Genomic DNA, 13,805 nt, shown 5'->3' on the forward strand with positions numbered 1-13,805 from the left:
GATTCGATGATCGCCACATCGACGGCTACCAGTCGTCGTAGAGCCATTCCCTTGGCGGCATCCGAGGCGGCCCTCTCGCGTAGGGCGGCTCATATGTCCGCTGGGGCTTGCGAGGGCTCGGAGCCGGCTGCGTCGAAGGTGGCTGCGTCGGAGGCGCCGACGCCTTCTGCTCGGAAACCTTCGCGAGCGCCCGTTTCAATTCCTCCTGGCTTGCCTTGAGCTCCTCGATGGCTTTGGAGCTCTCGCGGGCCGTCTGTTGCTGCTCCGCCTTGAGCTGTTCGATGTTTCGCTGCACGTTGGCGAGATCGCGCGCAATGGTTTGCAGCAGCTCGGTCCGATCCGGAGCCGCTGCAGGAGCCGGCGGCGCTGTGTCCGGCGTTGCCTTCGGCGCGGCGTCCTGCGTTGCGACCGGCGGCGCGGGCGTCGGTTGCGGTGGCGCAGGCTCCGCCGCGGCAACTTGAACGGCCGATGGGGCTCGCCGCACGGGAAGCGGCGGATCATTCGGCGGCGATGATGGAGCCGAAGCGAGCTGCGGCACCCAGCGGGCGACAACCAGCTTGGCTTTCGCACCATAGGACGACTGCGAAGCCAGCACTGCGACAACGACGCACGCCGCCATCGACAAGGCGGCAAGGGCCCGGAAAGCCGGCCTTCCGGACGATGATGGCGAGCCAGGTCCGGACGAAGCAGGTCCGAACGAAGCACCAGGACCGGACGGAGCCGCAGGACCGGATGAAGCAGCAGGTCCGACCGAGGGCAGGACGGGTGCAGCCGACGCCGGCGACGGTGGCGGCGCAGCGTCGCGCTCCAGCTTTGCAAGCTGCTCGCTCAAGCGCGTGAGCTCCTCATCCGCGCGGACGATCTGCTTGTGGGCTTCCGCTAATCGTTCATCGGCGCTCGCGGTCGGGCCCGCGCCAGCTTCACCTGCATTCGGAGTGGTTGTGGAGCTCATTGGCGTGTCCCTCTTCCGTCCAATGTCATCCAAGACTGCCGTCTCGGTATCGGTCAGCGTTGATCAGCGCCCAGCCTCCCGCTCAGTCTTGTCCAAGCTATGGCATGATAGCGTGCTCGACGGCTCCTGATAAGCAGGATCGCCCTCCCGTTTTTGGCGCGGACTACCGGACCCCGGCTAGCCATAAGTCAGGTCCGCCAGGGCATTCGCCGCGCAACCAACCAGTGGGCTCCGGGGAGAGCGGAAGCCTGATCAGAGCACCGCTGAAGCGATGCTACGCGGTCAGCATTTGGGCTCCACATTCCCCCGCAGGCAATGACCCATACTCGGGCGTGCTTCTCGGCGACGACGCCTGCCAAAACTGCCCCCAACGCAACCGCTCCACTCGGCTCAACCTGGATGCCGCAAACGTCGCGCAAGAGGCAACGTGCGTCCTCCACCAACTTGTCGCTGACCGCGCACAGCCGGACTTCCGATTTCTCCAAAATTTCGAACGCACGTACGCCAATCTTGCGAGACCGCAAGGCATCACATGAGGTGTCGCCAACGGGATCGATCCGGATGGGCGCGCCCAGCGCACGCGCGCGAGCATATCGTGGGTGGGTTTCCGGCTCGACAACATAGATCTCCGCAGAAATAGATCTGGAGCGCAGGGCCAGCGCCACGCCAGCCGCCAATCCGCCGCCGCCACAGGCCACGACGACGGCGTCAGACTTCGAATTACTTGCGTCGATCGCAGCGGCGATCTCCGAGCCCAGTGTGAAGCTGCCCGCAATCATCTCCATATCTTCGAAGGCATGGAGGTTACGCCAACTGCGCTTTCGTGCCTCGACTTCGGCGCGTTCTGCCAACTCCGAGCGTTCCGCGAGATGTATCTCTGCTCCAGTTCTTCGAGCCTGCTCTAGTTTGAAGGCCGGTGCGTCGCTTGGCATAATCAAAGAGGCCGGCTTGCAAAGTGTTTGGGCGGCCAAGCCAACTGCAATTGGGAAGTTTCCAGCTCCCGCGGCTACGACGCCTTGTGAGGCATTGCGGACCCCCAGTATTGCGCCCCGAAACTTGAACGATCCACTGCGTTGGAGGGTTTCATCTTTAACGTAGACTGTGTATCCGACCCGAGCATTTAACTCGGACGAAGATCGCATGGGGGTTCTGCAAGCTTGCTGCGAAATAAATTCAAGGTCTCGCGGCAGCAGATCAAGGGAGTGACCAAGCATCGTTACCTTCCGTGAACACGGCAAGACAGCCTAGACAAATATCGACCGCGCTCAAATCTGTGTCGGGTCAATTATTGTGACGATTCGATTCAATTGGCGTGTGGCGCAGGGAATGCCGGAGTGTCTCCCGCGTATGCTCGTGTGCGTTTTTGTTTCCGCTTTTGCACACGAGACCGCGGGTGCAGCGCGCACCCGGCATTCCCTGCGCCCTCTGTTGTCAGAGCAGCGAAACGAAATGCAGAGCTCGGGCAGATCATTTCGCGAGAATGCGATGGTGCGTCCTCACTCGCAGCTGTCATCGCCCGCGAATGCGGGTGATCCGGTACGCCGCGGCTTCTCGGTTCAATAACGACTGCCTCTGGAATACTGGGTCGCCCGCTTTCGCGGGCGATGACACCGGAGACAGGTACGTAATGATGGCGGGCCGTATCGCGCGAGAACCATCGGTGTCGTCCTGGCGAAAGCCAGGACCCATTACCCCGAATGCCAGTTACGACGCGATGCAGTTGCTACAGCTCACCTCAACAACACGACCCAGTGGTTGTGGGTCCTGGCTTTCGCCAGGACGACGGCGTGATTGGCGCAAACAGGTGCGACCGATGAACTGCGCGGTGCCGTCTTGAGATTCGGAATAGTTCGCAACAACTCCACTACCGAGACACGCACTTGCAAGTGAGTTGCGATTGCGCATGGCGAACGACGACTGGCACTTGATGTTCACGGACTCCCTGCTACACCGCCGCCCATGACCTGTTCAAACACCAGCACATCCTCGACCAAGACATCCGTCGCCGCGATCTCGATCCTTGCCAGCGGCAGCATGGCCGTCGCGAAATTCGTCGTCGGCATCGCCATCGGATCGCTGGCCTTGATCTCCGAGGCGCTGCACTCGTCGATCGACCTGGTCGCCACCATCATCACCTGGGCGGTGGTGCGGGTGTCGGATCAGCCGGCCGACGCCGAGCATCATTACGGCCACGGCAAGTTCGAGAGCGTCTCGGCGCTCGGCATCATCGCCATGCTCTATGTGCTGGCCGGCGGCATCCTGGTGCAGGCTTACAGCCATTTGCGCGAGGGCGCGCCGCCGCCGTCGATCTCGGCCATCCCCTTCATCGTTCTCCTCCTCGATATCGGCGTCAATCTGTGGCGCGCCCGCGCGCTGCACCGCGCCGCGCGCGATACCAAGAGCCAGGCGCTGGCCGCCGACGCGCTGCATTTCGCCTCCGACGTGATGGGCTCGACCGCCGTCATCGTCGGCCTGGTGCTGGCAGGCCTCGGCTTCTGGTGGGGCGACGCGGCGGCGGCGATCGCGGTCGCCGTGATGATCGCCCTGCTCGGCCTGCGCATGGCGCGGGAGACGGTCGAGACCCTGCTCGACCGCGCGCCCGAAGGCGCGCTGGAAGAGGCCACCGCCGCCATCAAGGCCGTGCCGGGCGTGGTCGACGTCGACCGCTTGCGGGTCCGCATGGTCGGCGCGACGCATTTCATCGATGCCATCGCCAAGGTGCCGCGCACCTACCCGATCGACCGCGTCGAGGACATCAAGCGCCGGGCGCAGGAGGCGATGACCAAGGCGTTCGGCGACGCCGACCTCACCTTCACCGCGGTGCCGGTGGCGCGCGACAATGAGAGCGTGCGCGAACGCATCATGGTGATCGCGCGCAATTCCGGCCTCGCCATCCACCACGTCACCGTCCACGACATCGACGGCAAGCTGATCGTCGGCATCGACCTCGAGCTCGACAGCGACATGGCGCTGGATGCCGCACACGACATTGCCCACGAGCTCGAGCGCGCGATCCGCGAGGATTTCGGCGAGGACGTCGAGGTCGACACCCATATCGAGCCGCTGCAGCCGGAACTGCCGTGGGGAACCGATGCCGCGCCCGACCGCGTCGAGGCCATCAAGACCGCGCTGACCGGATTTGCCGATGGCGGCGCGATCCATGACATTCACAATGTACGGGTCCGCAACACCGACGCCGGCGAGATCGTCAACTTCCATTGCCGCGCCGAGCCTTCGATGAGTGTGATCAAGGTGCACGAAAGCGTCGACGAGATTGAACGCAAACTGCGCCGCGCGTTCCCGACCGTGAAGCGTGTGATCAGTCACGCAGAACCGGCGCGCGCGTAATTCTACGGAGCCGTTCCTGTTTCGGACTCACTTTGCGCAACCCGATTCTGTTTTGGGCAAGAATTATTTCGCATTAACGAATCGTTGACTCTCGACAGTCCCGGAAATCTGGATTCAAATGATCATGATTCGGATGCGACGTGGGGAGCATCCGATCCTGGTAAAAAATCAAGCTTAGATGGGGGTCTAAGGCATGGCGCGCGCGCATGCAGCGAACGCTTGCGTCCAATCCGATTCGATCAAAGGATTGGCGCAGTCGATCGCGAAACCGGCCTATCACAGGCTGTTGACGGCCGAGCCTGCACTGCGCCGCGCTGTCCCGACGCTCATCATCGCCTTCCTCATCACGATCTGCCTCGGCGCCTTCGTCCAGGTGATCGACCAGAACCGGCAGAAGCGCGGCGCGATGAAGCGCGATCTCGCCGCACTCTCCGACATCCTCGCCGAGCGTCTCGACCGCCTGACCTCGGTGCGCCGCGAGCGGCTCGCCAATATCGAGAAGCTGCAGGAGCTGCTGCCGGATCTGATCCCGTCCTGGGGCATCACCTATGGCCGCCACGTCATCATCACCAGCGCCGATCACCGCGTGCTGGCGCGCGTGCCGATCGACGGCGCCGGCGAGAACGACCGCATCCTCGACATCGTCTCCACCGCGCAACTCCTGATCGCTCCGGGCCAGCAGGGCGCGGTCAGCGACATGACGCTGCCGAGCGGCACCGGCGCGCTGGCGATCTCGCAACTCGTCAAGTCGCTGCCCGGCCAGGTCGTCGTCATCCAGGAGATGAACGAGCCGATCTGGGGATCGGACGCCGCACTCTCGGTGACGCTGTCGGCGACCACGAGCTTCGTGGTGCTGATCCTCGGCTTCGCCTTCCACTGGCAATCGACCCGCGCCCGCGAGGGCGACCTGATTAACGACGCCGTGCGCGGCCGGATCGATACCGCGCTCAACCGCGGCCGCTGCGGCTTGTGGGACTGGGACCTGTCGCGCGGCAGGATCTTCTGGTCGCAGTCGATGTTCACCCTGCTCGGCCTTGACAGCCGCAACGACCTCCTCACCTTCGGCGAGGTCAACGCGCTGGTGAACTCCGACGACATCAACCTGTTCGACATCGCCGACCAGCTGATCTCGAACAAGATCGATCACATCGACCAGAGCTTCCGCATGCGTCATGTCGGCGGCCACTGGATCTGGCTGCGCGTGCGCTGCGAGCTCAGCCACGCCGCCGCCGACAACGGCCTGCATCTGATCGGCATCGCGGTCGACATCACCGAGCAGAAGAGCCTCGCCGAAAAGTCGGTGGAAGCCGACCTCCGGCTGCGCGACGCGATCGAGACCATTCCGGAAGCCTTCGTGCTCTGGGATGCCGACGACCGCCTCGTGCTCTGCAACTCGCACTTCCAGCGGCTGCACAAGCTGCCCGATACCGCCGTCAGCCCCGGCACCTCCTACGAGACCGTGATCGAGGTCGGCAGCATGCCCGAGGTGCGCACCCGCCTGCACGAGAGCGGCGTGCCGGCGCCGGGCGCCCGCACCTTCGAGGCCCAGCTCGACGACGGCAGCTGGCTGCACATCAGCGAGCGCCGCACCAAGGACGGCGGCTACGTCTCGGTCGGCACCGACATCACCCGCATCAAGGCGCACGAGCAGAAGCTGGTCGACAACGACCTGCGGCTGCGCGCCACCGTGATCGACCTGCAACGCTCGCAATCCGAGCTGGAGCGGCAGGCGGTCGAGCTCGCCGACCTCGCCGAGAAGTATTCACAGGAGAAGACCCGCGCCGAGGACGCCAACGCCGCGAAGTCGAAGTTCCTCGCCAATATGAGCCATGAGCTGCGCACGCCGCTCAACGCCATCATCGGCTTCTCCGAGATCATGGGCAGCGGCCTGTTCGGGACGCTCGGCTCGGACAAATACGCGGAGTACTGCCACGACATCCTGACCTCGGGGAAATACCTGCTCGAGGTCATCAACGACATTCTCGACATGTCGAAGATCGAGGCCGGCCGGATGAAGTTCGACATGGAGCCGCTCGACCTCTCCGGCATCCTCGCCGAGTCGCTGCGGGTGGTCTCGGGCCGCGCCGAGCACAAGGGCCTGTCGCTGGAATCGGATATCGAAAGCACGATCTCGGTTGTCGCCGACCGCCGCTCGGTCAAGCAAATCATCGTCAACCTGCTCTCCAATGCCGTGAAATTCACGCCCGACAACGGCCGCGTGCTCGTGCGCGGCCAGATGCTCGACGACTCGATCGTGCTCTTGATCGCCGACAGCGGCATCGGCATCGCGCCGGAATCGCTGCGCCGGCTCGGCAAGCCGTTCGAGCAGGTCGAGAGCCAGCTCACCAAGAGCTACCAGGGCTCGGGCCTCGGACTTGCGATCGCCCGCTCGCTCACCAACCTGCACGGCGGCTCGATGAAGCTGCGCTCCAAGCTCGGCGTCGGCACCGTCGTCCGCGTCACCCTGCCCCGCGATCCCCGCTCGCTGCAGACCAGGCTGCCAGTAGCGGCCTGAGCCCCACCTACTTCGCGAGTGCCTCTTCCAGCAGCGCCGGATCGCCGAGAACGGCGAGCGTCTCGCGCGGCGTCAGATGATCGACTACCTCGTCGAAGCTGTCGCTTGCTTCGATCCGCGCGCGCGCCACCGCGCGGTGAAGATCGATCTCGCCCGGACCGTCGCGCCGCGCCGGTGGAAGCGACGACAGATGCCGATGCAGCAGGCCGGTATCCTGCCGCAGCGCCGCAAGCGCCGGAGCCGATGCGTGGGCAGGCGCCGCCGCCAGCTCGTTGGCGCGGATCAGCACGCCCGGCGGCCCGCTCTCTTCCGGCGTCACGAACAGCGAGCGCATCGCGGGCTTGGCCGTCCAGGCTCCGATCGGGATCGCAAACAGGAGGCCAACGATCACCGGCGACATCCACAGCAGCAGCGGCAACGACACGGCATAGGCGCTGGCGGCCATCGCGACGCCGCAGGCGGTCGGGACGCCGTATTTGCGATATAGCTCCCGCCGTTCGACCTCGCCGTCATCGCGCCGCTGCGTCTGCCAGCCTGCGTCACGGCCGAGCAGGATCTCGACGACCGCGATCGACTGGAACACCATCATCACGGGCGCGATCATCGCCGAGATCAGCACCTCGGCGATGACACCGGTAAAGGTCCGAAGGCCGCCGCCGAATTGCCGGCGCATGTCCGAGCGCGTCAGCAACAGGATGAAGCCGAGCAGCTTCGGCACGATCAGCAGCGCCATGGTGAGGCCGAACACCCAGGCGGCGAGCACGGGATCCTGCGCCGGCCAGTTGGGAAACAGCGAAAAGCCCTTCGGAAAATACTCCGGGCGAATGAAGCGCGCCTGCAACGAGATCAGGATTCCGAGCAGCAGGAACGACAGCCACATTGGCGCGGTGATGTAGGAGCCGATCCCGGTCATGAAATGCAGCCGCGAGATCCAGTGCAGGCGGCGCGTGGTCAGCACCGCGAGATGCTGCAGATTGCCCTGGCACCAGCGCCGGTCACGCGCGGCGAAATCCAAGAGCGACGGCGGCACCTCCTCGAAGCTGCCGCCAAGCGTCGGCGCCATGTAGATGCCCCAACCGGCACGCCGCATCAGCGCCGCCTCGACGAAATCGTGGCTCAGGATATGTCCGCCGAAGGGCTTGCGTCCGGAGAGTTCAGGCAGACCCGCCTGCTCCGCAAAGGCCTGGATCCTGATGATGGCATTGTGCCCCCAGTAATTGCCTTCGGAACCGTGCCACCACGCAACACCGGCGGCGACCATCGGCCCGTACAGCCGTCCGGCGAACTGTTGCAGGCGGCTGAACAGGCTGCGCGCATTGACGATGACGGGCAGCGTCTGCAGCAGCGCCGCCTGCGGATTGGTCTCCATGGCGTGAACCATCCGCACCATGGTGTCGCCCGACATCAGGCTGTCGGCGTCGAGCACGATCATGAACTGGTAGGCGCCGCCGAAGCGCGTGATCCACTCGCCGACATTGCCGGACTTCCGCGCGGTGTTGTCGGCACGATGCCGGTAGTAGAGCCGTCCGCCGCCGCAGGCATCACTGAGCGCGAGGAACGCCTGTTCCTCGGCGATCCAGATATCGGGATCGCGCGTGTCGCTGAGCACGAACCAGTCGAAGCGCTCGGCCTGTCCGGTCGCCTCGACGGACTCATAGATCGCGCGCAGGCGCGCCATCAATTGATGCGGATTCTCGTTATAGGTCGGGAGCAGCACCGCGGTCCGGCTCGCGAGTTGCGGCAACGGACCATCGACGCGGATCGGCAAGGCATTGCCCTTGCGCCGAAGCAGAACGAAGAAGCCGGCCAGCGCCGAAGCGAACGAAAACGCGATCCAGGCGAGCAGCGCCACGAACAGCACCAGCACCATCCATTCCATGATCGTCACGCCGCCGACCTGGACCACCATATACATCTCGTAGGCGCCGGCGCCGGTCAGCACCGCCGTCAGCACCAGAATGAACGCGCGGCGCATGAACATGCCGGCACCGACCGGCACCGGCTTGCTCACCGCGCGCGGCGGCTGACCCAGATCAGCGGCCGACATCGCAAGCGGGCTCTCTTGCGGCAGGAAGCCGTCGACCGCTGGCGCGATGACGGCATGAGGCGACGCGACTATGGCGCCCATCGATAGACCCAGATCTCCGAGAGCGGCTTGTCATCCTGCGCCAGATGCGCGCGCAGCTCGATCGGGTCCTTCTTGACGGCACACTGGAAGCTGAGCCGCCAGCCGCCCGTATTCGGATTCGGCTGCGTGACGATATTGGTGATCTCGGCCTTCTCGGCCGACACCACGCCCCTGATGCTATCGGGATCGATCCCCTTCAGATTGTCTCCGATCAGGTCGAGCACGAACAGCTTGCTGTTCTCGCCATGCGCGCCGATGCCGGTGCGTGTGACCCGCGCCAGCGAGTGTGGCTTCGGCGCGTCGGGCCCCCAATGCAGCCGATAGGTCAGATTGGTCTCGCTCTTGGCCTTGAGCGGCGCCTTCGGCCGCCAGAACGCGGCGATATTGTCGTGGATCTCTTCCTTGGTCGGAATCTCGAACAGGATGACCGCACCCTCGCCCCAGTCGCCGATCGGCTCGACCCACAGGCTCGGGCGCTTCTCGAAGCTCGACTCGATGTCTTGATAGGCGAAGAAATTCTTCTCCCGCTGCATCAGCCCGAAACCGTGCGGATTGATGTCCTGGAAGGTGCTGATCTGGAGATCGCGCGGATTGCTCAGCGGACGCCACAGGCTTTCGCCCTTGCCGTTGTAGATCGCAAGCCCGTCGGAATCGTGCACCGACGGCCTGAAGTCATCGACCTCGTTGCGATCGTTCGGCCCGAAGAAGAACATGCTCGTCATCGGCGCGAGGCCGGCATGCTCGAGATCGACACGCGGATAGACCGATGCCTCGACATCGAACACCGTGGTCTTGCCGGGTCTGATCGTGAAGCGGTAGCTCGCCGCGCAGCTCTTGCTGTCGAGCAAGGCGTGAATGACCAGCGAGGTCGCGTTGGGCACGGGACGCTCGAGCCAGAACGCCTTGAAGACCGGAAACTCCTCGCCCTTCGCTTCGCCGGTGTCGATCGACAGGCCGCGCGCCGACAGGCCGTAGGTCTCATCCTTGGCGACGGCGCGGAAATAGCTCGCGCCGAGGAAGACGCAAACCTCGTCGTAATAGTCCGGCTTGTTGATCGGCGCGTGGATACGAAGTCCGGCAAAACCAAGATCGGTCTCGGTGAATGCGGGCACGTCCTTGCCGAACGAAAAACTGTCCTTGCTGTAGCCGACTTCGCTGACCTTGCCGTCCGCGACCTCGAAGATCTGGACCTTGTTCTTGTAGAAGAAGCCGCGATGGAAGAACTGCGCTTCGAACGGCAGCTTCTGGCCGCGCCACAGCGCGCGCTCGGGCACGAAGCGGATGGTGCGGTACTGATCGTAGGTCAGGTCCTTCAGACCGCTGGGCAACTTCTCGTCGGGCGCCTCAAACGGCTTGGCGGCGAGGTTGCGGGCGAGGTCCCTCACCATCGACGGATCGAAAGGTGCGTCCGAATTGTTCCCAGCGGCTGCGGCTTCTCGCTGCGGCAACAGCAATAGTGTCGGCAACACGGCCGATCCGTGGAGTAACTGGCGACGATTCAAAGCGGCTCCTCTCGCTTGCCGGGACGCCGCAATGAAACCACCGAGCCGCCGCTGAGTTCCCCGATTGCCGCGCGCACGAGAAGATTGCTTCGCGGCGGGCGGGCCCGGCGAATGCCTCAAGCGGGAACCGTCGTGAGAGAGCTCGGCTGATCGCCGCGCGCTACGCGCTCTCCAGCTTGGGCGCGACCTCGCGCGCGACCTGCACCAGGGCGGCGATCAGCGGCGTCATCGGATCGCGCTGCGGGATCACGAGGCCGATGCTGTAGTCCACCACCGGATCGACGATCGGAATGCTGCGCACGGCGTCCGCAAGGCCAAGCGTCTCGGCGAGCTTGGCCGGCATCACGCTGGCCCAGCGCCCGGTCTTCACATGGGTGTAGAGCACGAGCAGCGAATTCGAGGTCAGCGTCGGCGTCGCTTCCGCACCGACCGAGGTCAGCGCGCGATCGATGATGCGGCGGTTCTGCATGTCGGGCGTGAGCAGGCAGAGTGGCACGGTGCCGACTTCCTTCCACGTCACCTGCTTGCGGTCGCCGAACATCGCATCCGGCGCGGTCAGCAGCCGATAGCTCTCATTGTAGAGCGGGATGGTGCGGACCTTGCCGATCGGCTCGTTCTCGATGTAGGTCAGTCCGGCATCGACCTCGAGATTTTCGAGCAGGCCGAGCACGTCGGCGGACGTGCAGGACTGGATGCGGAAACGCACATCGGGATGGCGTGCCCGGAACGGCGTGGTCAACGAGGCCACCATGCCGAGCGCGGTCGGGATCGCCGCGATCCGGATCTCGCCGGACAGCTTGTCCTTGAGGCTGTTGATCTCCTGCTTCATCGCCCGCGCGTCGCCGACGATGCGCCGCGCCCAGTCAAGCGTCCGTTCGCCCTCCGGCGTGAAACCCTGGAAGCGCGATCCGCGCTGCACCAGCATGACGCCGAGGATCTCCTCGAGCTGCTTGAGGCTGGTCGACATGGTCGGCTGGGTGACGCCGCAGGCCTCCGCAGCCCGGCCAAAATGCCGCTCCTTGGCCAGCGCCAGCAGAAGTTCCAGCTTGTCGATCAAGGTTCAAACCCCCTCGGAATACGGCGCCCCAAGCGGCAGCCCACGTGTCCATAGGTAGCACGATCGGGGTGCGATCCCGAAATCCAAAGCGTCCCGGAAGTGCGTGATTCCAGAACATTATTGCGATCCCGGATCGACCCATTCGGCAACGCTATTAATCGCGTTTCGCAATCGCCGCATGAGACAGCTTTATTGATGTTTCGAACGATTCCAACTCTGATGCGCGCAGCAAAAAATGGATCGTGGGAAGCACGGATGACGGTGGGATACGAACCTTGGGACACGGCGCGCGGCGCTGAAATCATTGCCGAGCATACCGCGCTTGAAGGCGCCACGTTGGTGATCCTGCACGCGCTGCAGGAAGCCTTCGGCTACGTGCCGGAGCCCGCGATCCCGATGGTCGCGGAGGCGCTCAATTTGTCCCGCGCCGAAGTGCACGGCGTGTTCACCTTCTACCACGACTTCCGTAAGGCACCCGCCGGACGCCATGTCCTCAAGCTCTGCCGCGCCGAGGCCTGCCAGGCCGCCGGCGGCGACGCGCTGGCGGCGCGGGGCGGAGGCCAAACTGGGTGTCTCACTCGGACACACCACGGCGGATGAGCGCGCGACCTTGGAGCCGATCTACTGCCTCGGGCTCTGCGCCACTGCGCCGTCGGCGATGCTGGATGGCCGCGTGGTCGGCCGGCTCGACGAAGCGCGGATCGATGCGCTGGTCGCGGAGGCACAGCGATGACACTGCGGATCTTCGTTCCCCGCGATGCCGGCGCTATCGCCGTCGGCGCCGACGAGATCGCCCTCGCCTTCGCGCAGGCCGCAGCGGCGCGCGGCACGCCGATCGAGATTATCAGGACTGGTTCGCGCGGGCTGTACTGGCTGGAGCCGATGGTCGAACTGGCGACTACGCAGGGCCGCGTCGCATACGGCCCGGTGACCGCGGCGGAAGTGCCATCCCTGCTCGATGCGATGGCCGGCAATGGCCAGCATGCGCTGCGGCTTGGTGTCACGGACGAGATCCCCTGGCTGAAGCGCCAGACCCGGTTGACCTTCGCCCGCTGCGGTGTGATCGATCCGCGCTCGGTCGACGACTACCGCGCCCATGGCGGCTACAAGGGCCTCGAGCGGGCGCTGACGCTGAGCTCCGACCAGATCCTTGCCGACGTCACCACGTCCGGCCTGCGCGGCCGCGGCGGCGCCGGCTTCCCGACCGGCATCAAGTGGAAGACCGTTGCGCAGGCCAGCGCCGATCGCAAATTCATCGTCTGCAACGCCGACGAAGGCGACAGCGGCACCTTCGCCGACCGCATGATCATGGAGGGCGACCCCTTCGTCGTGATCGAAGGCATGACGATCGCGGGTATCACGGTCGGCGCGACCAAAGGCTACATCTACATCCGCTCGGAATATCCGCACGCGGTCGAGGCGATGAACGCGGCGATCGTGGCCGCGCGACGCGCCGGCTTGCTCGGCAAGCGCATCGGCGGCTCTGCGCACGAATTCGATCTCGAGGTGCGGGTCGGCGCCGGCGCCTATGTCTGCGGCGAAGAGACCTCGCTGCTGGAGAGCCTCGAGGGCCGCCGCGGCATCGTGCGGGCCAAGCCGCCGCTGCCCGCGCACAAGGGCCTGTTCGGCCGTCCGAGCGTGATCAACAACGTGCTGTCGTTCGCGGCGATCCCCTTCATCCTCGACAACGGCGCCAAGGCCTACGCCGATTTCGGCATGGGCCGCTCGCGCGGCACGATGCCGCTCCAGCTCGCCGGTAACATCAAGTACGGCGGGCTGTTCGAGACCGCGTTCGGCGTCACGCTCGGCGAACTCGTCGACGAGATCGGCGGCGGCACCTTCACCGGACGCGAGGTGCGCGCGGTGCAGGTCGGCGGCCCGCTCGGGGCCTACTTCCCCCGCGCACTGTTCGACACGCCGTTCGACTACGAGGCGTTTGCCGCGCGCGACGGCCTGATCGGCCATGGCGGCATCGTGGTGTTCGACGACACCGTCGACATGGTCAAGCAGGCGCGCTTCGCGATGGAGTTCTGCGCGATCGAATCCTGCGGCAAGTGCACGCCGTGCCGGATCGGCTCGACCCGCGGCGTCGAGACCATCAACAAGATCATCAACGGCGAGCGCGTCGCTGAGAACCTCGCGGTGATCGAAGACCTCTGCAACACGATGAAATTCGGCTCGCTGTGTGCACTCGGCGGCTTCACGCCCTACCCCGTGATGAGCGCACTGAAACACTTCCGGGAAGATTTTGGCGGAGATTTAGGTCCCGCACCGGCCCACCTGCAGGCCGCGGAATAGCAAGG

Annotated in this window: 8 protein-coding genes and 1 pseudogene; 4 read left to right on the forward strand and 5 right to left on the reverse strand. The window is 64.9% G+C overall.

Features of this window, described 5'->3' with window-relative positions; translation table 11 throughout:
- Window positions 1-25 precede the first annotated feature (25 nt).
- Together AC628_RS14455 and AC628_RS14460 are read right to left on the reverse strand one after the other, a co-directional pair.
- Window positions 26-619: an SH3 domain-containing protein gene (locus tag AC628_RS14455; RefSeq protein WP_074127470.1), complete on the reverse strand. Its 594-nt coding sequence runs from the start codon at window positions 617-619 to the stop codon at window positions 26-28.
- A gap of 521 nt (window positions 620-1,140) precedes the next feature.
- Window positions 1,141-2,166, reverse strand: a complete 1,026-nt coding sequence (locus tag AC628_RS14460; RefSeq protein WP_083632907.1) for a pyridoxal-phosphate dependent enzyme — start codon at window positions 2,164-2,166, stop codon at window positions 1,141-1,143.
- A 745-nt stretch (window positions 2,167-2,911) separates the two neighbouring features.
- On the opposite strand from AC628_RS14460, the gene AC628_RS14465 reads away from it, so the two are divergent.
- Both AC628_RS14465 and AC628_RS14470 read left to right on the forward strand, forming a co-directional pair.
- A complete protein-coding gene (locus AC628_RS14465) occupies window positions 2,912-4,300 on the forward strand; it encodes a cation-efflux pump (protein WP_074127472.1) in 1,389 nt (462 codons plus the stop codon).
- 193 nt (window positions 4,301-4,493) lie between these two features.
- Window positions 4,494-6,815 (forward strand): sensor histidine kinase, encoded by a 2,322-nt coding sequence (locus AC628_RS14470; protein WP_074127473.1) that lies wholly within the window; start codon window positions 4,494-4,496, stop codon window positions 6,813-6,815.
- 7 nt (window positions 6,816-6,822) lie between these two features.
- On the opposite strand, the gene mdoH is transcribed toward AC628_RS14470, so the two are convergent.
- The 3 genes from mdoH to AC628_RS14485 form a co-directional block, all read right to left on the reverse strand.
- The gene (gene mdoH, locus AC628_RS14475; protein ID WP_074127474.1) at window positions 6,823-8,943 is read right to left on the reverse strand and encodes a glucans biosynthesis glucosyltransferase MdoH; all 2,121 of its coding nucleotides are present in this window, start codon (window positions 8,941-8,943) and stop codon (window positions 6,823-6,825) included.
- Window positions 8,931-10,445 carry a glucan biosynthesis protein G gene (locus tag AC628_RS14480; protein ID WP_074127475.1) on the reverse strand — a complete coding sequence of 505 codons (1,515 nt, stop codon included), beginning with the start codon at window positions 10,443-10,445 and terminating at the stop codon, window positions 8,931-8,933. The genes mdoH and AC628_RS14480 overlap by 13 nt, the downstream gene beginning before the upstream one ends.
- 160 nt (window positions 10,446-10,605) lie before the next feature.
- Window positions 10,606-11,502: a LysR family transcriptional regulator gene (locus AC628_RS14485; RefSeq protein WP_021082045.1), complete on the reverse strand. Its 897-nt coding sequence runs from the start codon at window positions 11,500-11,502 to the stop codon at window positions 10,606-10,608.
- Window positions 11,503-11,757: 255 nt separating this feature from the next.
- Here AC628_RS14485 and AC628_RS14490 point away from each other — a divergent pair.
- Window positions 11,758-12,235, forward strand: a pseudogene (locus tag AC628_RS14490) (formate dehydrogenase subunit gamma).
- Window positions 12,232-13,800, forward strand: a complete 1,569-nt coding sequence (locus tag AC628_RS14495; protein WP_074127476.1) for a formate dehydrogenase beta subunit — start codon at window positions 12,232-12,234, stop codon at window positions 13,798-13,800. The pseudogene AC628_RS14490 and the gene AC628_RS14495 overlap by 4 nt, the downstream one beginning before the upstream one ends.
- The last annotated feature ends 5 nt before the right edge of the window (window positions 13,801-13,805 follow it).

Source organism: Bradyrhizobium sp. NAS96.2, assembly GCF_001908235.1.
Classification (GTDB): domain Bacteria; phylum Pseudomonadota; class Alphaproteobacteria; order Rhizobiales; family Xanthobacteraceae; genus Bradyrhizobium.